The organism is Streptomyces sp. NPDC051907 (assembly GCF_040681075.1).
Classification (GTDB): domain Bacteria; phylum Actinomycetota; class Actinomycetes; order Streptomycetales; family Streptomycetaceae; genus Streptomyces.
The window spans coordinates 114,740-134,772 of record NZ_JBFAYB010000004.1; the positions used below are offsets into that span (position 1 = coordinate 114,740).

19 protein-coding genes are annotated in these 20,033 nt (G+C 72.8%); 3 read left to right on the forward strand and 16 right to left on the reverse strand.

The features are described 5' to 3' along the window. Nucleotides 1–24: 24 nt before the first annotated feature. The 4 genes from AB0M39_RS04280 to AB0M39_RS04295 all read right to left on the reverse strand — a co-directional run bounded on the left by AB0M39_RS04280 (nt 25) and on the right by AB0M39_RS04295 (nt 3,880). On the reverse strand, nt 25–918 hold the full coding sequence (locus AB0M39_RS04280) for an SRPBCC domain-containing protein (RefSeq protein WP_365359968.1): 894 nt from the start codon (nt 916–918) through the stop codon (nt 25–27). A gap of 142 nt (nt 919–1,060) precedes the next feature. Then, nucleotides 1,061–2,692 (reverse strand): polyamine aminopropyltransferase, encoded by a 1,632-nt coding sequence (locus tag AB0M39_RS04285; RefSeq protein ID WP_365359970.1) that lies wholly within the window; start codon nt 2,690–2,692, stop codon nt 1,061–1,063. 54 nt (nt 2,693–2,746) lie between these two features. Then, nucleotides 2,747–3,265: a DUF2617 family protein gene (locus AB0M39_RS04290; protein WP_365359972.1), complete on the reverse strand. Its 519-nt coding sequence runs from the start codon at nt 3,263–3,265 to the stop codon at nt 2,747–2,749. 363 nt (nt 3,266–3,628) lie between these two features. Then, nucleotides 3,629–3,880, reverse strand: coding sequence for a hypothetical protein (locus AB0M39_RS04295; RefSeq protein WP_365359974.1), 252 nt, complete (start codon nt 3,878–3,880; stop codon nt 3,629–3,631). Between the two features lie 196 nt (nt 3,881–4,076). Here AB0M39_RS04295 and AB0M39_RS04300 point away from each other — a divergent pair, with 196 nt between their 5' ends. Beyond that, nucleotides 4,077–5,264: a pyridoxal phosphate-dependent aminotransferase gene (locus AB0M39_RS04300; protein ID WP_365359976.1), complete on the forward strand. Its 1,188-nt coding sequence runs from the start codon at nt 4,077–4,079 to the stop codon at nt 5,262–5,264. A 160-nt stretch (nt 5,265–5,424) separates the two neighbouring features. Here AB0M39_RS04300 and AB0M39_RS04305 read toward each other — a convergent pair whose 3' ends face one another. After that, nucleotides 5,425–5,970, reverse strand: coding sequence for a YbjN domain-containing protein (locus AB0M39_RS04305; RefSeq protein ID WP_365359978.1), 546 nt, complete (start codon nt 5,968–5,970; stop codon nt 5,425–5,427). Between the two features lie 115 nt (nt 5,971–6,085). Then, entirely contained in the window at nt 6,086–8,689 is a 2,604-nt protein-coding gene (clpB, locus tag AB0M39_RS04310) for an ATP-dependent chaperone ClpB (RefSeq protein ID WP_365359980.1), read from the reverse strand. Nucleotides 8,690–8,824: 135 nt separating this feature from the next. Between clpB and AB0M39_RS04315 the strand changes: the two genes are divergently transcribed. Then, nucleotides 8,825–9,229 carry a TIGR03618 family F420-dependent PPOX class oxidoreductase gene (locus AB0M39_RS04315; protein ID WP_365359982.1) on the forward strand — a complete coding sequence of 135 codons (405 nt, stop codon included), beginning with the start codon at nt 8,825–8,827 and terminating at the stop codon, nt 9,227–9,229. 267 nt (nt 9,230–9,496) lie between these two features. On the opposite strand, the gene AB0M39_RS04320 is transcribed toward AB0M39_RS04315, so the two are convergent. After that, nucleotides 9,497–9,814, reverse strand: a complete 318-nt coding sequence (locus AB0M39_RS04320; protein WP_365359984.1) for a (2Fe-2S)-binding protein — start codon at nt 9,812–9,814, stop codon at nt 9,497–9,499. Nucleotides 9,815–10,194: 380 nt separating this feature from the next. Here AB0M39_RS04320 and AB0M39_RS04325 point away from each other — a divergent pair, with 380 nt between their 5' ends. Next, nucleotides 10,195–11,178: a helix-turn-helix transcriptional regulator gene (locus AB0M39_RS04325; RefSeq protein ID WP_365359986.1), complete on the forward strand. Its 984-nt coding sequence runs from the start codon at nt 10,195–10,197 to the stop codon at nt 11,176–11,178. Nucleotides 11,179–11,520: 342 nt separating this feature from the next. Here the strand turns inward: AB0M39_RS04325 and lxmJ are convergent, their stop codons facing one another. The 9 genes from lxmJ to lxmA all read right to left on the reverse strand — a co-directional run bounded on the left by lxmJ (nt 11,521) and on the right by lxmA (nt 20,025). Next, nucleotides 11,521–12,510 (reverse strand): F420-dependent peptide dehydroalanine reductase LxmJ, encoded by a 990-nt coding sequence (gene lxmJ, locus AB0M39_RS04330; RefSeq protein WP_365359988.1) that lies wholly within the window; start codon nt 12,508–12,510, stop codon nt 11,521–11,523. Next, nucleotides 12,507–13,808 carry an insulinase family protein gene (locus tag AB0M39_RS04335; protein WP_365359990.1) on the reverse strand — a complete coding sequence of 434 codons (1,302 nt, stop codon included), beginning with the start codon at nt 13,806–13,808 and terminating at the stop codon, nt 12,507–12,509. The genes lxmJ and AB0M39_RS04335 overlap by 4 nt, the downstream gene beginning before the upstream one ends. Next, nucleotides 13,805–15,127, reverse strand: coding sequence for a pitrilysin family protein (locus AB0M39_RS04340; protein ID WP_365359992.1), 1,323 nt, complete (start codon nt 15,125–15,127; stop codon nt 13,805–13,807). The genes AB0M39_RS04335 and AB0M39_RS04340 overlap by 4 nt, the downstream gene beginning before the upstream one ends. After that, on the reverse strand, nt 15,124–15,993 hold the full coding sequence (locus AB0M39_RS04345) for a class I SAM-dependent methyltransferase (RefSeq protein WP_365359994.1): 870 nt from the start codon (nt 15,991–15,993) through the stop codon (nt 15,124–15,126). Before AB0M39_RS04345 ends, AB0M39_RS04340 begins: the two co-directional genes overlap by 4 nt. Nucleotide 15,994: 1 nt before the next feature. After that, on the reverse strand, nt 15,995–16,969 hold the full coding sequence (locus tag AB0M39_RS04350) for a T3SS effector HopA1 family protein (RefSeq protein ID WP_365359996.1): 975 nt from the start codon (nt 16,967–16,969) through the stop codon (nt 15,995–15,997). Beyond that, nucleotides 16,966–18,090 (reverse strand): class V lanthionine synthetase subunit LxmK, encoded by a 1,125-nt coding sequence (gene lxmK, locus AB0M39_RS04355; RefSeq protein WP_365359998.1) that lies wholly within the window; start codon nt 18,088–18,090, stop codon nt 16,966–16,968. Before lxmK ends, AB0M39_RS04350 begins: the two co-directional genes overlap by 4 nt. Beyond that, complete coding sequence (locus tag AB0M39_RS04360; RefSeq protein WP_365360000.1) at nt 18,087–19,130, reverse strand: hypothetical protein; 1,044 nt, start codon at nt 19,128–19,130, stop codon at nt 18,087–18,089. Before AB0M39_RS04360 ends, lxmK begins: the two co-directional genes overlap by 4 nt. Further along, entirely contained in the window at nt 19,127–19,705 is a 579-nt protein-coding gene (lxmD, locus tag AB0M39_RS04365; RefSeq protein ID WP_365360002.1) for a peptide terminal cysteine decarboxylase LxmD, read from the reverse strand. The genes AB0M39_RS04360 and lxmD overlap by 4 nt, the downstream gene beginning before the upstream one ends. 104 nt (nt 19,706–19,809) lie before the next feature. After that, the gene (gene lxmA, locus AB0M39_RS04370; RefSeq protein WP_313945110.1) at nt 19,810–20,025 is read right to left on the reverse strand and encodes a lexapeptide family class V lantibiotic; all 216 of its coding nucleotides are present in this window, start codon (nt 20,023–20,025) and stop codon (nt 19,810–19,812) included. Nucleotides 20,026–20,033 lie beyond the last annotated feature (8 nt).

Sequence of the window (20,033 nt, forward strand, 5' to 3'; positions counted from 1 at the left end):
CCGGCCGTGCTGGCCGCCCATCGGCTACCTGCGGCGGCGGAGCACCCGTCCGACGACGACGGCCGACGCGAGCGCGAGGGCCGCGGCGGGCGCGATCCAGCGCAGGGTGGCGCTGGCGCCGCTCGTGTCGGGCGCGGGCACGGGGGCGTAACGGCCGCGCGGCGGCGCGTGGTCGACCTCCTCGGCGCTCCGGCCGATCATCGTGCGGCGGGCGTGGGCGGCCTCGGCGGGGGGCTCGTCGGGCACGGTCACCTCCTGGAAATCGCGTGGCCCGGACTGTTCGCCGGACACGTCGTCGGCCTCGTCCTCGGCCGCCAGGTCCTGCCCCTCGAACTCGGCCTCGGCGACCGGGTCGAGCGAGGGCGGCGGCACGGGCGCGTCGAAGACGGACGGCTTGGCGTCCGCGGAGTCCTCGTCCGGGGCGGCCGCCTCCACGGCGGAGGCGTCCTCGGCGGCGGGCGTGTCCTCGGCGGCGGAAGGCTCCGCCTCTCCCGTGCCCTCCGCCGCGAGCCCGGCGGCGAAACGGTCCAGCAGGCGCTGCGCGGCGGAGACCGCCGAGGCGCCCTCCAGCTCGGCCAGCCGGCCCTCGGCGCTCGAGGTCCCCGTGAAGGAGAGCGTCGTGCCGCCGTCGCCGGGCGCCGGGCGAATCGCCAGGGTCACCTTGGCGGAGCCCGTGCCGCGCACCTCCGCGCCCTCGCCCTCGACGGCGAAGACGTCGCCCTGCTCCACGATGCGCAGGGTGCCGCGGTAGGTGATGGTGTGCCCGCCGACCCGGACCTTCAGCCGCCCGGAGAGCGGGCCCGCCGCCTCGTGGGCGTCCTGCTGGAGCCCCGGCACGCAGCGAGCGACCCGGGCGGGGTCCCTCAGCACCTGTCGAAGGGTCTCTGCCGGAACCGGAACGAACACCTCATGCTCCATGGGAGTCGAGCCTACTCAGACCGGCCCGCCACGTCAGCGTTTCCGCCGCCGTACGGCCGGTGCACATGACGTACGACAGGTGTGCGCGGCGTACGCGGCAGGTGTGCGCGCCGTACAGCCGCCGCAGACGAGGCGCCGCCCGTCAGTCGGCGTAGCGGGGGTGGACGAGCGTCGACGGCGGCAGGCCCGCCACTCTGGCCAGCTCCGCGCTCTGCGCCCCCGCCGCGAGGACCGCGGGAGTCAGCGTCCGCAGGGACGGCGTCCGCCGGTCCAGGCCCAGCGGCGGGGTCCGGTCGGCGGCGGCCAGCAGAAACCCGTTGTCCCGTGTCGCGGGCGAGGCAGCCCTCGGGCGGTCCGGCCCCATGGCGAGGCCCATGGGCCCCTCGCTCGGCGCCCGGACGGAGGGGACCCGGCCGCCCGACGCGTCGTACGCGGCGGCGCCGAACCCGGCCGCCCGCAGCGTCGCGTCGACCGTCCAGAACATATGCGGCCGGGAGGCGAGCGGCCCCGCGTGCACGACGAGGCGTCCGTCGTCGGCGAGGATCCGCGAGGCCAGTGCGTAGAACTCCTGGGAGTAGAGCTTGGCGCTCGCGGTGATCCCCGGGTCGGGCAGGTCCGAGATGACCACGTCGTACGTCTCGCGGGGCGCGCGCAGCCAGGAGAACGCGTCGGCGGTGACGACCCGCAGACGTGGATCGCGGTAGGCGTGGCCGTTGAGCGAGGAGAGCGCCGGGTCGGTGCGCGCCAGCTGGACGACGACCGGGTCGAGCTCGACGACGGTGACGCGGTCCACGTCGGCGTAACGCAGCACTTCGCGGGCGGCGAGGCCGTCGCCGCCGCCGAGGACGAGCACGCGCGCGTGCGGTCCGCGCATCGCGGGGTGGACCAGCGCCTCGTGGTAGCGGTGCTCGTCGCGTCCGCTGACCCGCAGCCGGCCGTTGAGGAAGAGGTCGGGCGGGCCGTTCCGGTCGCCGGTGAGGACGACCTCCTGCACATCGGTGTGGACGGCGACGCGCACCTGGTCGCCGTAGACCGCGCGGCGCGCGGCCCGTTCGAAGTCGTCGACGAGGACGGCCGCGGTGGCCAGCACGGCGAGGACGGTGAGGTTGGCGACGAGCAGCCAGCCGCGCGCACGCGCCGTCAGGTCCCGGCGGAACAGCCACAGGACGAGGCCCCCGCCCGCCGCCGCGTTGACGGCGCCCGTCAGCAGCCCGCCCGTCAGCTGGCCGAGCCACGGCAGCAGCAGAAACGGGAAGGCGAGCCCGCCGACGAGGGCGCCCACGTAGTCGGCGGCGAACAGGTCGGCCACGGTGCCCTCGGCGTCGCGCCGGGAGATCCGCTGGATGAGGGACATCAGCAGCGGGATCTCCGCGCCGATCAGCACGCCGATGGCCAGGGAGAAGCCCACCAGGGCGTAGCGGGACTCGCCGATCCAGGCGAAGCAGGCGAACAGCACCATCGCCGAGCAGCCGCCGATCAGGGCGAGCGCGGCCTCCAGCAGGCCGAAGCCGACCGCCGCGTAGCACCGCAGGCGCTTGGCGAGGAGCGAGCCGAGGCCCATCGCGAAGACCATCACGGACAGGACGACCGAGGCCTGGGTGACGGAGTCGCCGGTCAGATAGGAGGCGAGGGCGACCAGTTCCAGTTCGTACACGAGACCGCAGGCGGCGCAGACGAAGACCGCCGCCAGGACCAGAAACCGGCCGGCGTCGGGGCGCACTGGCAGCGGCACCGCGCTCTGAGGCGGCGACGGAGTCGGGTGCCGGTCGATCATGTTCGTAACGCTACGTCACTTACAGCACACACCATGTCACCCACACGGGTGTAACTAGAGGGGGACGGGCATGCGGACGCCGACCCGCGTACGAGTGGCGACGAGGCTTCCCTCCTGCGGATACGCGTGCCACGTGCGCCACCGCACCTGGCCCTCGATCCGCTGCGCCAGCATGGCCGTGAACGCGTGCGGAGAGCCGGGAAAGGTGCCCGCGAGGCCCTGCGGGTGGTCGGCCACGAGCGCCAGCAGCTCCTGGGCGCGTCCGGCGAACGACCCCTGGGAGAGCGTCTCGACACGGGCCGCGAACTCGTACTCCCAGTCGCCGAGCCGCTCGGCGACGCCGAGCGGGAGCGGGGTGCTGTTGCCGGACATGCAGGCGACCGTCTCGGAGCAGGCGCCCTGCCTCTCCTCCAGCAGCACCTGATGGGACGCGCCCAGCAGCCTCAACTGGAGCTTCGCTCCCGACAGTTCGAGGTCGAGCACGGCGAGGGCGGGGAGCGGCTCCCGGCCCAGCGCCCAGGCGAGGTCGTCGGCGCGGGTATCGGTGTAGGCGGTCTTGAGGGTCGTGAGCATGGGTCGGCTCCGCAAACACACTTCGGCGATGGACACGTGGACCGGGGGCGCCCCGGAAGGGGGAATTCAGGATGACTGGGGAACGCCTGCTCGGGTCCGCTTGAGGGTCCGAGGGCTGGATGGTTCCAACAGGTTCCAACAGCGAGGGAATCATGAACTACGCGACGCCCACAGCGATTTTACCCAACTTGATTGGGTTTCCATCCCCCCGGGGGCCTGACGGTTCAACTGTTCAACGAAAAACGAGCCGTGAGGTCAACAAACCCGCCGGGGCAATCAACAGGAAGGCGCCGGGCGGAAGTTCCCGCCGACGCCTTCCTTCTCTTCTTCACCATTCATCTGTCGCGGACCAGCTGCCCCGTGTCAGCTGCCTCCGCCACATCCGCCCCCGCCGCCACCGCACGACGAAGAGCCGCCGCAGGACGAGCCGCCGCCGCAGGACGAGCCGGAATCGCCGCCGTACCAGCTGCTGCTGCCGCTGCTGCCCCCGCCGCCGACGCGACGGCTGCCCCTGCGCTTGCCCGGGCCCTTCCCGCCGCGCAGCAGTGCGCCGATCGCGAAGACGAAGACGAACAGGACGACGACGAAGATCAGGGCCGCCACGAAATCTGCCATTGCTCTCACCCTCTTCCATTCCCCCGAAGCGAGACCCCCGCGCCATTGCGTGACCGCTTCTTGCGTGGTGCCAGTGCATGGTGCGTGTGCATGGTGCTTCTTGCATGTGCTTCTTGCGTGTGACTGGGATGCCCCCGGCCGCACAGACGCAAAGCTGACTTGAGCAACTCCAGAGGTTCGGCCCAGGATGGCGACCATGACGCGACGCGAAGAGGGACCACGACCGCTGCTCAACCGCCGGCTGGCGGAATTCGGAACCACGATCTTCGCGGAGATGTCGGCGCTCGCCGCGCGCACCGAGTCGATCAATCTCGGGCAGGGCTTCCCCGACACGGACGGCCCCGCGGAGATCATGGAGGCGGCGGTGCGGGCGCTGCGCGACGGGCGGGGCAACCAGTACCCGCCGGGACCGGGGGTGCCCGAGCTGCGCACGGCGATCGCCGACCACCAGGCGCTGCGCTACACCCTGTCGTACGACCCCGACACCGAGGTCCTGGTCACGGCGGGCGCCACGGAGGCCATCGCCGCGTCGCTGCTGGCGCTGGTGGAGCCGGGCGACGAGGTCGTCGCGCTGGAGCCGTACTACGACTCGTACGCCGCCTGCATCGCGATGGCGGGCGGCGCGCGCGTCCCGGTCACCCTGCGCCCGCACGAGGGCGCCTACCGCCTGGACCTGGACGAGCTGCGGGACGCGGTCACCGACCGGACCCGGCTGATCCTGCTGAACACGCCGCACAACCCCACGGGCACGGTCCTGGCCCGCGAGGAGCTCGCGGCGATCGCCGAACTGGCGGTGGAGCGCGATCTGCTGGTCGTCACGGACGAGGTGTACGAGCATCTGGTGCTGGACGGCGAGCATGTGCCGATCGCGACGTTCCCGGGGATGCGGGAGCGGACGGTGACGATCTCCTCGGCCGGCAAGACCTTCTCGTTCACGGGCTGGAAGGTGGGCTGGCTGACGGGGTCGGCGGAGCTGGTGGCGGCGGTCCGCTCGGCGAAGCAGTTCCTGACGTACGTCTCCTCGGGCCCGTTCCAGTACGCGATCGCCGAGGCGCTGCGGCTGCCGCAGACGTACTTCGACGGGCTGCGGGAGGATCTGCGCTCCAAGCGCGATCTGCTGAGCTCGGGTCTGGCGGCGGCGGGCTTCGAGGTCTACCGCCCGGCGGGGACGTACTTCGTGACGACGGACATCCGCCCGCTGGGCGAGTCGGACGGCTTCGCCTTCTGCCGGTCGCTCCCCGAGCGGTGCCAGGTGGTGGCGATCCCGAACGCGGTCTTCTACGACCACCGCGAGGAGGGGGCGCCGTTCGTCCGCTTCGCCTTCTGCAAGCGCGAGTCGGTCCTCCAGGAGGCGGTCTCCCGCCTCAAGACGCTCGCCGGCTGACCCCTGAAGCGCGGGCGGGCGCACAGACGAGAGCCCGGCGCGGGCGGCGGCCATGGTGGCCGTCGCCCCCGCCGGGCTCTGCGCGCCGAGCTGTGGACGCGTCCGCCGTCGGCGCGGCCCGTGCCGCTATAGCGGCACGGTCAGGCCCCGGCGGCACGGATCAGGCGTCGTCCGCGGGCTTCTCGTCGTCCGCCGGCTTCTCCGCCGGCTCCAGGCCGAGCTGCTCCACGAGCCACTTGTCGAACTCGATCGCGGCCCGTACCCAGCTGACCGTCGAGGAGACGTAGTGCTCCAGGCTGACGCCGGTGCCGATCAGCATCTGCGCCTCGCCGATGAGGCGGAGCGTGGTGGGGCCCTCCTCCTCGTCATGGGTGTGCGTGTAGACCTTCGGCCACAGCGTGCGGCGGTTCCAGTCGTCGATCGCGTCGAGGATCTTGGCCTTGTCCTCGAGCGGGTGCGGCCGGTCGTAGAACGTCCGGACCGAGAAGACCTGCTGGTCGCCCTCGCCGCGGAACATGAAGTACGTGCGGAATTCCTCCCACGGCGCCGCGAGGTCGCCCTCGTCGTCGACGACGTACTTCAGCTCCATCTGGTCGAGGAGCTGCTTGACCAGGTCCTGGTCGGGAACGACGGGGCCCGCCGGTCCTGCGGCCTGAGGCTGGGGCTGGCCCCCGAAATTCGGAATCGAGGACGGATCGATGGTCACCGTGGATTTCCCTTCGTACGGTTCCCGCCATCCTCTCCCATGCCGGGCGGGGCGTGGCAACCCCGCCCGGCAAGAAACCGCGCTGTCGCTCTATAGCGGCCTCGGAAAGAGCCCTTTATAGCGACTTTCCGCTGTCGCGCCCCACGATCAGACCGTCCTGGAAACGGTCCACCCGTACGGTGTCCCCCTCGGTGACCTCTCCCGCGAGGATCTCCTTCGCGAGCTGGTCGCCGATCGCGGTCTGCACCAGGCGGCGCAGCGGCCGGGCGCCGTACGCGGGGTCGTTGCCCTCCTCGGCCAGCCACTCCAGCGCCGCCGGGGTGACGTCGAGGGTGAGCCGCCGGTCGGCGAGGCGCTTGGCCAGCCGCTCGATCTGCAGTCCCGCGATATGCGTCAGCTCGTCCTTGGACAGCGCGGAGAAGACCACCAGGTCGTCGAGCCGGTTGAGGAATTCCGGCTTGAAAGAGGCGCGCACGACCTCCAGAACCCGTTGCTTCTTCTCCTCCTCGCCCGTCTGCGGATCCACCAGATACTGACTGCCGAGGTTCGACGTCAGGATCAGGATGGCGTTGCGGAAATCCACCGTCCGGCCCTGCCCGTCGGTGAGCCGGCCGTCGTCGAGGACCTGGAGCAGGATGTCGAAGACCTCGGGGTGGGCCTTCTCCACCTCGTCGAGCAGGACGACGGAGTACGGCCGCCGGCGCACCGCCTCGGTGAGCTGGCCGCCCTCCTCGTAGCCGACGTAGCCGGGGGGCGCGCCGACCAGCCGGGCCACCGAGTGCTTCTCGCCGTACTCCGACATGTCGATGCGGACCATGGCCCGCTCGTCGTCGAAGAGGAAGTCCGCGAGAGCCTTGGCCAGCTCGGTCTTGCCGACGCCCGTCGGGCCGAGGAAGAGGAACGAGCCGGTGGGCCGGTCGGGGTCCGCGATGCCGGCGCGCGTGCGGCGCACGGCGTCGGACACGGCCCGCACCGCCTCCGTCTGGCCGATCAGCCGGCGGCCCAGCTCGGCCTCCATCCGCAGCAGTTTCTGCGTCTCGCCCTCCAGCAGGCGTCCGGCCGGGATGCCGGTCCAGGCGCCGACCACGTCCGCGATGTCGTCCGGGCCTACCTCGTCCTTGACCATGGTGTCCTTGGCCGCCTCCTGCTCGGCCTCGGCCGCCGCGGCCTCCTCCAGCTCCCGCTCCAGGCCCGGGATCTCCCCGTACAGCAGCTTGGAGGCGGTGTCGAAGTCGCCGTCGCGCTGGGCGCGCTCGGCCCGGCCGCGCAGCTCGTCGAGCTTCTCCTTCAGCGCGCCGACCCGGTTGAGGGACTGCTTCTCCTTCTCCCAGCGGGCGGTCAGCCCGCGCAGCTCCTCCTCCCGGTCGGCGAGGTCGCGGCGGAGCTTGTCCAGGCGCTGCCTGCTCGCCGCGTCCGTCTCCTTGGCCATGGCCAGCTCCTCCATCCGGAGCCGGTCGACGATCCGCTGGAGCTCGTCGATCTCGACGGGCGAGGAGTCGATCTCCATCCGGAGCCGGGACGCCGCCTCGTCGACGAGGTCGATGGCCTTGTCGGGCAGGAAGCGGGAGGTGATGTACCGGTCGGAGAGGGTGGCCGCGGCCACCAGCGCGCTGTCCGCGATCTGGACCTTGTGGTGGGCCTCGTAGCGCCCCTTCAGCCCGCGCAGGATCGCGATGGTGTCCTCGACGGTCGGCTCGGCGACCAGCACCTGCTGGAAGCGCCGCTCCAGCGCGGGGTCCTTCTCGATCCGCTCGCGGTACTCGTCCAGCGTGGTCGCGCCGACCATGCGCAGCTCGCCGCGGGCCAGCATCGGCTTGAGCATGTTGCCCGCGTCCATGGCCGAGTCGCCGCCGGCGCCCGCGCCGACGACCGTGTGCAGCTCGTCGATGAAGGTGATGATCTGGCCGTCGCTCGCCTTGATCTCGGAGAGGACGGTCTTGAGCCGCTCCTCGAACTCGCCGCGGTACTTCGCGCCCGCGACCATCGCGCCCAGGTCGAGCGCGACCAGCCGCTTGTTCTTCAGCGACTCCGGCACATCGCCCTTGACGATGCGCTGCGCGAGCCCCTCGACGACGGCGGTCTTGCCGACGCCGGGCTCGCCGATGAGCACCGGGTTGTTCTTGGTGCGCCGGGACAGCACCTGGACGACCCGGCGGATCTCGTGGTCCCGGCCGATGACCGGGTCGAGCTTGCCCTCGCGGGCCGCCGCGGTGAAGTCGGCGCCGAACTTCTCCAGGGCCTTGTACTGGCCCTCGGGGTCGGGGGTCGTCACCCGCCGTCCTCCTCGTACTGTCTCGAAAGCGTCCAGCAGCTTCTTCGCGGACGCGCCTTGCTGGTCCAGCACCTCGCCGGCCTGGCCGCCCTTGGCGGCGACGCCGATCAGCAGGTGCTCGGTGGAGAGGTACTCGTCGCCGAGCTCCTTGGCCCGCCGGTCGGCGTCGGCGATGACGGCGAGCAGCTCGCGGTTGGGCTGGGGCGGGGCGACGGTGGAGCCGGTGACGCTGGGCAGGGCGCCCAGGACTCGCTCGGCGCCGGCCCGCACGGCCGCCTGGTCGGCCTCGACGGCGGCCAGCAGGTCGACGATGTTCTCGTTCGCGTCGCCCTCGAGCAGCGCGAGCAGCAGGTGCGCGGGGGTCAGGTCGGGATGACCGTCGGACACCGCCCGGCTGGTGGCGGCGTTGATCGCATCCCTGCTCTTGTTGGTCAGCTCGGCGTCCACGTGCGGCGTCTCCTCCTTGCGTGCGGGGCGTGCGGGCTCATACGACGCATCGTCGCATTGACTCATTGAACCTGCACAAAGTTGAGTCTATTCCACTCAAGCATGGTTTGGCCGCTGCAACTAGGCTTCCGAGCCATGGCCATCGATGTACGCAACCCGAGCCCCGAGTACCTCGCGTTCTGGCGCGAATACCATCTGTGCACGCTCAGCACCCCGCGCGCGGACGGCAGCCCGCACCTGGTCGCGGTGGGCGCGACGTACGACCCCGAGGGCGGGTACGCGCGTGTGATCACGAACAAGCGCAGCCGGAAGGTCGCCAACGTGCTGGCGGCGGGGGCGGACGGCGCCCGGGTCGCGGTGTGCCAGGTGGACAAGGGGCGCTGGGCGACGCTGGAGGGGGTCGCGACGATCCGCACGGAGCCCGAGGTCGTCGCGGACGCGGTGCGGCGCTATGCGGAGCGCTATGGACGCACGCCGGCGCCGAACCCGGACCGCGTGGTCATCGAGATCGCGCTGACCCGGGGCATGGGCCGCGCCTGAGGGTGCGAGGCGGCCGGGGGGGGTGAGCCGCGCCCGAGGCCATGACGCGCCTGAGCCGCCCGAGGCGCCCGGGGGATGGGCCGCGCCCGAGGCCATGACGCGCCTGAGCGGCCCGAGGCACCCGAGGCGCCTGAGGCGTCAGACGCCTGGAGGGGCCGGCCGGGATCCGCACCCGGACAGCACAGCGGCGCCATCGTGTTTCAGGTCCACGATGGCGCCGCTGTGTGGGGGAAGCGCCCGAGCGATTTACAACGACGGGGGAATCGCTCAGGCACTGCGGGGGGTGGCGGTGGTGTCTGGCTCGACCAGTTGGTGGTCGCGCTGGTCGAGATTGACGAAAATCATGCCGTACCTGATGGCACAGCGGACGGGCTGCGGAGCTCCTCGGGGGCGGCGCAGGCAACGGTAGGCGCGAACGTCTTCGTCCTCCTCGCGCGCCACGACCACCGGCTCTCCGAACAAGGTGACCATCAACGAGTCGCCACGGTGGGGGATTGCCGTGACGAGGTCGATGAAATGCCACCCCGATCGATAGGCCGTAGCCATTTCACGCCGGAAGACCCGGTCGTCCGGGGGAACGGTCATGCTTCCGCGCCCGCCGGAGCGACACCCCAGGAGGGCTCGCCAGGAGTTGCCGCCGTGCCGGCCGGAGCGGCGCCCCAGGAGGGCTCACCCGGCTTCCCCGCCACAGCACCCGCGAAGCCCCACGAAGGCTCGCCCGGAGCGGCCTGCACCGCGTTCGCGGGAGAACTGCCCCACGAGGGCTCGCCGGAGGCCACCGCACCTAGCGCGGCCGCCGCTATGGCAAGAGCACAAAGAGCACGTAGCGTCCTAGACATGGGTGATCTCCACCTCTTTTGATCAATCCTCCTCCCCCGCGCATAAGACGATGTCTCACTCCGAACGCTTGCACCAGCGAGGGCAGGCATCATGTTCCTGTAATGCAGGAGCCTGAGGGGGTGCAAATGCCATCTAAGGAGGGCGAAACGGGACACCCTCACGCAGACGGCGAGCTGTGTGAGGCGGGTAAGAGTCTTTACATCACCGCTCTTCGCACGGGGCGAATAGCCCGGTCAGAGGCGGAGCCCACACCCTGTCTCTTCGATCTCGCACTGTTGCACCCGGACCCAGACGACGCTCAGTGGCTACGCCCGGTTCCACCGACCACCGCGCTGACACAGCTGATACACCCCATCGAGCGGGAGATCCAAGAGCGACGGCGCCGAACTGTGGCTCTGACCGATGCACTTGAGCCATTCATGGCCTTCAGCGCGCAGAACTCCACCGTCCCTCAGGGAATTACCGTCCTCGAGGGCCTCAACCGCATCAACACGACCCTCGACCAGGTCACCGCAGACTGCACGGAGGAGCTTCTCACGGTCCAGCCCGGCAGCGGGCGACAGCCGCACATCCTGGAGAAGGCGCTGCGCAGAGTGGAGCCGCTGATCAACAGGGGCGTGCGGATGCGGACGCTCTACCAGCACACGGCCCGTCACCACCCGGCCACGCTGGCCTATATGGAGCAGGTCGGACCGTCCGGGGTGGAGGTCCGCACGCTCGAGGAGATCATCGACCGACTGATCATCGTCGACCGGAAAGTAGCGTTCATCCCGGCGAGCAGCGACCGCCTGTCGGCGCTGGAGCTACGGCACAAGGGCATAGTCGAGTATCTGGTGGGCGTCTTCGAGCAGTTCTGGCTGCACGGCATCGCCTGGGAGGAGCAGATCTCCTACGGGCCGCAGCTGGACGGCGTCACCGGGGTCCAGCGCTCGATCGCCAAACTCCTCGTCGAGGGGCACGTCGACGAGGCCATCGCCCGCCGGCTGGGGATGAACGTCCGCACCTGCCGGGCCCATATCGCCAAGCTCGGCTCGGCGCTCGGCAGCGGCAGCCGGACCCAACTGGGCTATCTCATCGCCCAGTCGGGGATCTTGGAGCACGAAGGCTGAAACACAGCACGGCGTCCCGTGGCTCCGCCGAGCCACGGGACGCCGCCTCGTACCGCCGCGATCACACGTCGCGGCGGACGAAGAGCAGCCGGGCCGGCGGCAGCACCCCTTAGGGGGCGCCGAAGGCGTCCGGGAAGCTCAGCCGGTCCCCCACACCGCGAACTGCGCGCCGTCCGGCAGGAAGCGCTCTATGGACGGGAGCCGGCCGAGCACCGTCAGCCGGCCACCCGGCCCGGCCGCGGCGCGAAGGACACGTCGGTCAGCGCCTGCCGCGCTCCATAGCGCTTGCCGACGCCCGAGCAGCGCACGGTCATCGGACGGCCTCCCGGCGGCACGCGTCCCTCATCGGACGGCCTCCCGGCGGCACGCGTCGATGATCTCCTCCAGGTCGGCGACGGCCGCGGGCACGCCTTCGGTGAGCAGCACCCCGGCCGGGTTGAGCATCACCTCGTCGACTCCGCTGCGCCGGTACGCGGCGAGGGCGGCGGCGATCTCCTCGGGCGTGCCGGCGACCACGACCCGTGCGCGCAGCAGCGCGTCGGCGGTCGCGACCGGGTCGTGCGGATCCACGGCGACGCCCGCCCTGGCGAGCATCGCCGCGTAGTGCGGGGCCTTCAGATGCTCTGCGGCGGCGGCGAGCGCGATCCGGCGCGGATCGCGGCCGGGCCGGGCGACGGCGACGTGGACGGCGGTCGCGATCCGCGGCGGACCGCTCCGCCCCGCCTTCGCCGCGCCCTCGGCGAGCGCGGGCCGCAGCACGTCCTCGACGTACGCCGGCGGGGTCATCCAGGTGATCGCGACATCGGCGACCTCCCCGGCCGTGCGCGCCATAGCGGGCCGCAGCACTCCCGCGCCAACCTCGACCCGCGCGTGGTCCAGCGGCATGAGCCCGCCGTGGAGCCGGTGGTAGGGGCCGTCGTGGTCGACCGTCTCGCCGTCCAGGAGCGCCCGCACGGAGGCGAGGTAGTCGCGGACCGCGGTGCGGGGGCTGGCGTACGGGCTCCCATGGAGGCCCGAGACGAATCCGGGGTTCCCGATGCCGAAGCCCGCGACCACGGGCTCGCCGCTGATCAGCGACAGCGAACGGGCCTGGAGCGCCGCCTCGTACGGATGCCGCAGCGGCAGCAGCGTCACGCTCGTGCCGACGGGCACGGTGTGGCCCATGCCCGCGAGGTGCGCGAGGACCTGGTGGGTCTCGGCCTTGAAGGACTGGCACAGCCATAGCCTGCGGGCGCGGGTGCGCCGCGCGAGGGCGGCGAAGGGGGCGACCAGTTCGGGGTGGTCGGGCTGGAGGGGGTAGAGGACCGCGGGATCCTGCGGGTCCGGGCTCACCGGGTCTCCTCGTCGTCGTGCGTCGCGTCGTCGTGCGTCGCGTCGTCGTGCGTCGCGTCGTCGTGCGTCGCGTCGTCGTGCGTCGCGATCACGGTCTTGTCGGGGTCGAAGAAGTACGCGGCTGCCTCGGCCACGTGCCGGTGCGTCACCTCGGCGAGCTCGGCGCGGTAGGCGTCCAGCCAGTCCAGCGGCAGCCCGGCCGCGGCGAACCCGGCGAGCGCGCTGGCCTCCTCGGTCCTGGTGGCCAGGGCGAAGCGGGTGAACCCGGCCGCGTAGGCGCGCGCCCGCTCCACTTCGCGCGCCGTCGGCCCGTCGTCGGCCAGCTCGCGCAGACAGGCCGTGATCTCCTCGGCGATCCGGCCGGCCGTGCCGGGCGCCCCGGCGCACTCGATCTCCAGCCAGCTGCCCGCGCGGTTCTCGCGCAGGTCGGCGCAGACGGCGTACGCGAGCCCGTGCCGGTCTCTGACCCTGCGGGCCAGCCGGGACGAGGCGAGGCCGCCGAGCGTCAACTGGGCCAGGTGCAGGGGCGCGTGGCCGGGGTCGGCGACGGGCACGGCGGGTCCCGCCGTGAGCACCATGGCCTGGCCCGCGGGCGACTGCGAGACGAGGTCGATCCGGCCGGGGCGCGGCTCGCGGCGGGCGAAGGGCGGGAGCGTCAGCCCCGAGGGGCCGCCCGTCCAGGCGTCCAGCCGCTCGCGCACGAGCCGCAGCGCGTCGTCGGGCTCGGCGCCGGTCGTCATCAGCAGCAGGGCGCCGTCGGGGACGACCACGCGCGCGTGCAGCGCGTCCAGGTCGGCGCTTGCCGGCGCGGACACGTCCCGGGGCCCTGCGGGGTCGGTGAGCGGGTGAGCGCCGAAGCCGTGGCGCAGGGCGGCCCGGCGCAGCCGCTGGCGCGGGCCCGGCCTACGCGGGGAGGCCGCGGCCCGCCGCTGGGCGAGGGCGAGTTCGTCCTCGCTGTAGCGCGGGCGCAGCAGCAGATCGGCGAGGAGGTCCATGGCGCCGGGCAGCTGCGCGGAGAGCACGCTGGTCGCCAGGATCAGCGACTCGGCGGTGACGACGGTGCTCAGCTCCGCGCCGAGGTCGGCCGCCCGGTCGGCGACGTCCTGCCGGGTACGGGCCGGGGCGCGGGTCCCGGTGCCCAGCAGAGCCGCCAGAAGCTCCTGAGCGGCCGCGCAGGACGGCTCGGTGCTCGCGTACGGCAGGACCAGCCGCAGCTCGGCCAGCGGCGCTCCAGGGGCCAGGACGGCCACGACGCGCAGTCCGTTGCCGAGGGTGGTGTCGGCGGTCTTGCGGTTCACCGCGGCTCTCCCTGGAGTTCGATCACGCTTCGGGGTCCGTCGAGCAGTGCGCGGGCGGCGGCGGACACCTCGTCGGGGGTGACGCGGGCCAGCTCGCCGGGGAGCGCGTCCGCGCCGCCGGCGCCGCCGAAGAGCAGTTCCGTGCGTCCATGGCCGACGGCGCGCGCGGTCAGCGAGTCGGCCTGGCGGTGGCAGGCCACCAGCAGGGAGTTGAGGGCCCTGCGGTGCTCGGTCTCGGACACGGGGTGCGCGGCGGCCTCCCGCAGTACGTCCAGCCAGCTCTCGACCGCCGCCGCCACCGGGACGCCCGGCGCCCGGCCCAGCAGCACGAGCGCCAGGTCGGGGGCGGCCGAGCCGAGCCACTGGCCGTAGTAGCCGCAGGTCACGCTCGCCGAGGTGAGCCGCCGGTCGCCGCGGGTCAGCAGGGGCAGTCGGGAGCGGCCGAGCACCTGGGCGAGCACGACGTGGGCGAGGTAGGCGGCCCGCTCGGCCACGGGGTCGGGCAGCGGGTGGCCCAGCGCGGCCCCGGGGACGGCTGAGGGCAGCCGCGAGAGGGGGGCCGCCGGGCCCTGCACGGGGGACGTGGCAGGACCCGGCGGAGCTATAGGGGCGGAGAGGGCAGAGGGGGCGGAGGAGGCTTCGGGCGTGCAGGGGGCGGACGGCGTGGCGGGGGCGGCGGGCGTGCTGGGCGCGGGGGCGACCTCGGCGAAGAGCCCGCGCGCCTGCTCGGCGACCCGCTCCGGCTCGACGTCGCCGACGACGGACAGCACCATCCGATCGGCGGTGTAGTGCCACCGGAAGAAGGCCGCGACCTCGTCGGCGCGTGCGCCGGCCAGCGCCGACGCCGTGCCGAAACTGTCCCTGCTGCCGGGCAGCAGGGCCGCCAGGGCCGTGTCCCAGACGCGGCCGCCGCTCGCGGCGCCCCGGATCTCCTCGGCGATCACCCCGGTCTCGGTGCGGATCACCTCGTCGGCCGGAGCGAAGTCGAGCAGCCGCCGCGCCTCCCACTCCAGGACGTCGCCGAGCATGTCGGCGGGCACGGAGGTGTGGAAGACGGTGTGGTCGCGGTGGGTCTCGGCGTTGCAGACCCCGCCCGCGCCCTCGATCCGCGCGACGTGCCCGGTGTCCTGCGCGTCGTCCATAGCGCGCGGGAACATCAGGTGCTCCACGAGATGGGCCATACCGTGGCGCCCCGCCGGGTCGTCGTCGCCGCCGGCGCCCACCGTCAGCGCGACGGCGGCCAGCCCGCGCGCGTACTGCGGCACGGACTCGACGCGCAGGCGCAGCCCGTTGTCGAGGGCGTCGGCGAACACGCTCATGCCAGCGGCCGGAAGACGGACACGCACATCTTGCGGCTGTCGCCGCCGTCGAAGGGCTGCTCGCGCCAGCCCGCGTACCGCGCGGTCAGCTCCAGGCCGGCGATCGCGCCCAGCAGGTCCAGCTCGCTCGGCCAGAGGTAGCGCATCACGGTGGTCGCGGACTTGGGGGCGTCCCCGTCCAGGAAGAGGGTGTTCTGGAGCATCATGTTCTGCGAGGCGGGCAGCACGCCGACCGACTCGATCATCGCGCCGCGCGCGCCGATCGGGTACGTCGTGACCTCGTTCTTCTTCTGCACGTGGTAGTCGCTGGGGTCGAAGGTCTCGATCACCACATGGCCGTCGGACGCGGTGTGCCGGGCTATGGCGTGCATCAGCGCGATCTGCTCGTCCACGGCCATCGCGCAGCACAGGACGTTGAAGGGCGCGAGGACGACGTCGAACCTCCGCCCGAGGTCCATCCCCGCGAAGTCGCCCCGCACCGGGGTGATCCGGCCCTGCGGGTCCTTCGCGGCGAGGCGGGCGAGCATGCCCTCGGATGACTCCACGCCGTGCACATGGAAGCCCTGGTCGGCGAGCGGCAGGGCCACCCGGCCGGTGCCCACGCCCAGTTCGAGGACGTCCGCGCCCGGGCGGGCGAGGGTGAGCAGGAACTCCCCGACGTCGGCGAGGTCGGGCGTGCTGGGGTACACCTCGTCGTACACCTCGGCCAGGGCGTCGCTGTACGCGGCGGTGATGGCGGCCCCGAAGCCGCCGGCCCCGACCGCTCCGTCCGCGCCGCCGTCGGCCATGGCGTCCGCGCCGCCGTCGGCCAGGGTGCTGTCCGCCATGGCGTCGTCGACGGTCTCGACCCCGATGGTCTCGGTCATCTCAAGCCCCTTCGTTCGCAGTGATGTTGTTCTCGGGGTGGAGCGGGTCGATGCCCGCCTCGCGGAACGCCCGTACGATCCGGTCCTCGACCGTCCCCTCGTCCGCCATCGCGTGGTCGACGAGCGCGGTGGCCAGCGCGAAGCTCCGGTGCTGGCCGAAGCTCATCCCGCTCTGCCCCGGCCGAGGGTCGTGCGGATCCCAGGCGGCGGCGACGCCCGGCGCGAGCTGCTCGGTGAACAGCGAGCCGTCCGAGCCCGTGCCGGGCAGCCCCCGCACGGCCTGCACGACGGCGCGTTCGCCGGGCTCGTGGTCGCCATGGAGGTAGACCACGATCCCGTCCCGGCGCGGGAAGTCGTCCGGGTCCGAGAGGGCCTTGGCGTGGTAGAGCGCCTCCGCCTTCTCGAGCGCGGCCAGCGCAGCGCCCCATAGCCGCACCGCGGCGTCGACGTCCATAGCGTGCAGAAACAGCCGGCGGATCGGTCCGGGCGGGCTGGGCAGGGCGCGCGAGCCCATCACGTAGAAGAATCCGGGCGACAGCGCGGGCCGGCTCGCCTCCAGGGCCAGCTCCACGATCTGCCCAGGCTCGAGCTCGCCCTCGGTCAGCAGCCGGTCGGCGGGCACCCGGGCGGTGATCTCCGGGAGCCGTACGACCAGTTGGTCGCCGTCGGGTCGGCGCAGCACCTCGATCAGCCGGCCGCGGGTCGGCGTCCTGCTGTGCGGCACGCCGGCGGCGAGCCGCGCCTCGAGGTCCGCGTCGCGCAGACTGCGGCGGGGCGGGGCGTCGCCCTCCTGGCGGTGTGCGCCGTTTCCGGCGTGGAACTCCTCGTACAGCGCGTTGGTGAGACGTCCGCGCAGGTCGCGCGGGCTGTCCGCGCTCAGCCGCCGCCCGGCCACGGTGGCCTCGAGGCCGTCCTCGCGCACCCAGACGAGGTCCAGGGCCGCGGTCAGTCGCGGGTTGATCGCGGTGAGAATCATCGAGGGCTCCCGAGCCGGAGGGTCGCGACCGCGCCGGCCGGATTGAGCAGCAGCGTGCGGCCGATGCCGGCGGCGGCCCGGGCGACGGGGTTGAGGACGGCGTGCGCCTGGGCGGTGGCGATGAGCCGGTCGTACATGTGCCAGCCGGCGAAGGCGACGGCCCGCTCGGCGAGTTCGGGGTCCGGCGTGCGGCACTCCAGATAGCCGCGCCAGAAGGCGGCGACGCGGGGCAGGTGCCGGCGCAGCCCGGCCGAGCCGCGCTCCACGATCTCCTCGTGCGAGAGGTCGAAGCCGAGGGCGGGCGCGTCCTTGTCGCCGGTGGGGGCGAAGACGGAGTACGTGGCCTGGAAGAGCCACTCCCCGACGAACGCGCCGACGTCGCGGGCCGGGTCGGCGATCCGGAACTCCTCCCAGTCGCACAGGTAGAGCATGCCCTCGTGCACGATGAACTGGTCGAAGCGCAGGTCGCAGTGGGCCGGGGTGTGCGGGGCGGCGCGCTCGCGCTCCCGCAGCCGGGCCAGCGCGGCGACGGCCTCGGCGTCGTCCTGGACGAGCTTCCAGGCGGCGATCTGGGCCATGCTCCGGTCCTGCGCCGCGCTCCAGGGGAACGCCTCCAGCCACCGCAGCGGCGGCAGCGGCGCCTCCCCCGCGTCGACCTCGGCGCCGCCCGGGTCCAGGCTGTGCAGCGTGGCGACGGCCCGTCCGGCGGCGGCGCACAGCTCGTCGTCGAAGTCGCCGTCCAGCGCGACCTCGGAGCCCGAGCGGGCGCCGGGCAGCAGCCGGTAGGCGCTGACCGCTGCGGCGCGGTCGGTGCCGAGGTGCTCGGGGACGCGGAGCGGGGCGGCGGCCGGGAGCTGCGCGGCGAGGGTCTCGAAGGACAGGGCGCGGTCGAGCTCGGGGCTGGTGCCGTCGGGCTCGCGGGCGACGGTCTTGACGAAGACCTGGTCGCCGCTGCGCGTCGAGCCGGCCCAGTTGTCGTTGCGGCCGCCGAAGGCGGTGAGGCCGTCGGCGGCGAACCCGCCCAGGCCCAGGCTCTCCAGCAGCGCGTTCACCTCGGGTGCGGCGTCCAGCCCGGTGGGCTGGTAGCGCAGCAGCGCCGGCTGCTCCTTCGTGGTGGTCATGACACTCCCTGGGGGACCGCCCTGCGGCCCTCCTCGTCGATCAGCTCAGCGGTGAAGTCGATGTAGTCGTGCAGTTCGTCGCTCCACTCGCAGAAGGAGGCGAAGTCCTGCATATGCGTGGCGACCCGGAGCACCGCGGCCCGGCCCACGAGCACCGGATCGGGCGGGGGGCGGTACGCGTCGGGGCGGCACGAGTCGCGGCCGTACGTGTCGTTGTCTGACGCATCGCGGCCGTACGTGTCGGGATTGGCCGAGTCGGAGCCGTACGCGCCGGAGCGGGCCGCGTCGTTGCCGTACGCCTCGCTGCCGTACGCGTCGAGGAATCCCTCCGCCAGCCCGTCGTAGTCGAAGTACGGCGCGGACCAGGCGATCTCCGCGAGGTCGCCGAGCGTCCAGCCCAGGTCGAGCTCCGGACGGCCCACGGCCAGGTCCTCCCCGGTCAGCAGCGCTGCTCTGCCCCGGCTCAGGGGAGGTATCAGCGCGCCGACCGAGGCCCAGCCGTGGACCAGCGTCCCGTCCGCGGGGTCGGCCGCCTGGGCGGCCCAGTCGAGCAGCAGCGTCAGCCGCTCCTCGCCCCAGGCCCTCGCCGCGGCCTCCCGCAGCCGCAGCGCCCCGGCGGGCAGGCCCTCGCCGCCCCGCGCCCACTCGCCGAGCCGCCGCAGCCCCGGGGGAATGCGGAGCTCCGTGTCGGCGGGCACGCGGACGCGGTGGAGCTCGCGCAGCGCGCGGGCCCCTGCGACGAGGGAGTGGGCCGCCAGCCGGCGTGCCTGCGGGCGGGGGTCCCGCAGCCAGGCGGCTACGGACGCCGAGCCGGCGGCCCTGTGGAGCAGCCCGTCGCCGAGGGGCTCGGGGACCGCCAGTTCGGCGGCCCCGCTCGCGGCGGGCGGTTCGGGGACGAGATGGGCGGCGGGGGCGGTCAGCGGGCCCGTGCGCTGCGGGCCCGGCAGATGCCACCAGAGGAAGGCGCCGTCGGGATCGCGCAGGACACGGGTGAGCTGGAGACCGGTCCCGTACTCCGCGACGGGTGCGGCAGCGGTCACGGCCCGGCCCTCCGCTGAGCCGCGCAGCACAGGTCGTACAGCTCGTTGAGCGGTGCGGAGCCGCCGTCCTCCACCTCTCCGGTGCTCGCGCTCTCGGCCTCGACGGTCGGCGCGAGGACGACGCCGGGACGCGACCGCAGCGTCTCCAAGTGGCCTTGGACGACAGGGTTCTTGAGCGCGCCGGGCGGCAGCGAGGGCGCGACGCCCACCAGGGCGCCGGTGGACTGGAGGGCGACCGTCAAAGGCGTGTCGGCGATCCCGAGCGCGAACCTGCTCACAAAGCTCAGGGTCGCTGGATGCACCAGGATCAGATCCGCCCATCGGGCCAGTTCGACGTGCGGGACGTCGACTCCGGAGAATTCATTCCAGTCGTCGATGAAGACTTCTCTGCCGGAGAGCACGGAGACGGCGTCCGCCGATACGAATCGGCGGGCCGATCGGGTCAGCGCGTACCTTTTCTCCGTCTGCGGCAGTGAATTGTTGAGCCAGTTGATCCAGAAGGGCAGGAACGCCACTCCGAGCGCCCCGGTCCCCACCACGAGCACACGTCTGAAACCTGCATCCGGAAGATCCATGACGCCTCCCCTCGTCGGGTGCGGGGCCGGGGTCCGGCCGGCGACGCGAACGCGCCGGCCGGACCCCGAGGCTCACCTCACGCAGTGTCTGACCTGGTACTTGGTCAGCACTTCTTCTCGACGGTCTTCGCGGCGAGCGAGCCGAGGGCGGCGGCGCACTGCTGCGAGGAGCGAGCGGTGATGATCGTGGCGCGGATCGCCCACGGGATGGTGGGGCTGAACGCCGGGGCGGCCTCCTTGCCGTCGTGCAGGCCCAGCTCCTCCGCGGAGGTGTAGGCGGTGTAGCCGTCGAACAGGTCCTTCTCGGAGACGTTCTGCATGAGGAGAT

Excerpts from the sequence above, each read along its gene's own strand:
- AB0M39_RS04280 (WP_365359968.1), bottom strand. The coding sequence starts at position 918 with ATGGAGCATGAGGTGTTCGTTCCGGTTCCGGCAGAGACCCTTCGACAG.
- AB0M39_RS04285 (WP_365359970.1), bottom strand. The coding sequence starts at position 2,692 with ATGATCGACCGGCACCCGACTCCGTCGCCGCCTCAGAGCGCGGTGCCG.
- AB0M39_RS04290 (WP_365359972.1), bottom strand. The coding sequence starts at position 3,265 with ATGCTCACGACCCTCAAGACCGCCTACACCGATACCCGCGCCGACGAC.
- AB0M39_RS04295 (WP_365359974.1), bottom strand. The coding sequence starts at position 3,880 with ATGGCAGATTTCGTGGCGGCCCTGATCTTCGTCGTCGTCCTGTTCGTC.
- AB0M39_RS04300 (WP_365359976.1), top strand. The coding sequence starts at position 4,077 with ATGACGCGACGCGAAGAGGGACCACGACCGCTGCTCAACCGCCGGCTG.
- AB0M39_RS04315 (WP_365359982.1), top strand. The coding sequence starts at position 8,825 with ATGGCCATCGATGTACGCAACCCGAGCCCCGAGTACCTCGCGTTCTGG.
- AB0M39_RS04320 (WP_365359984.1), bottom strand. The coding sequence starts at position 9,814 with ATGACCGTTCCCCCGGACGACCGGGTCTTCCGGCGTGAAATGGCTACG.
- AB0M39_RS04325 (WP_365359986.1), top strand. The coding sequence starts at position 10,195 with ATGCCATCTAAGGAGGGCGAAACGGGACACCCTCACGCAGACGGCGAG.
- AB0M39_RS04340 (WP_365359992.1), bottom strand. The coding sequence starts at position 15,127 with ATGAGCGTGTTCGCCGACGCCCTCGACAACGGGCTGCGCCTGCGCGTC.
- AB0M39_RS04345 (WP_365359994.1), bottom strand. The coding sequence starts at position 15,993 with ATGACCGAGACCATCGGGGTCGAGACCGTCGACGACGCCATGGCGGAC.
- AB0M39_RS04350 (WP_365359996.1), bottom strand. The coding sequence starts at position 16,969 with ATGATTCTCACCGCGATCAACCCGCGACTGACCGCGGCCCTGGACCTC.
- lxmK (WP_365359998.1), bottom strand. The coding sequence starts at position 18,090 with ATGACCACCACGAAGGAGCAGCCGGCGCTGCTGCGCTACCAGCCCACC.
- lxmD (WP_365360002.1), bottom strand. The coding sequence starts at position 19,705 with ATGGATCTTCCGGATGCAGGTTTCAGACGTGTGCTCGTGGTGGGGACC.
- lxmA (WP_313945110.1), bottom strand. The coding sequence starts at position 20,025 with ATGCAGAACGTCTCCGAGAAGGACCTGTTCGACGGCTACACCGCCTAC.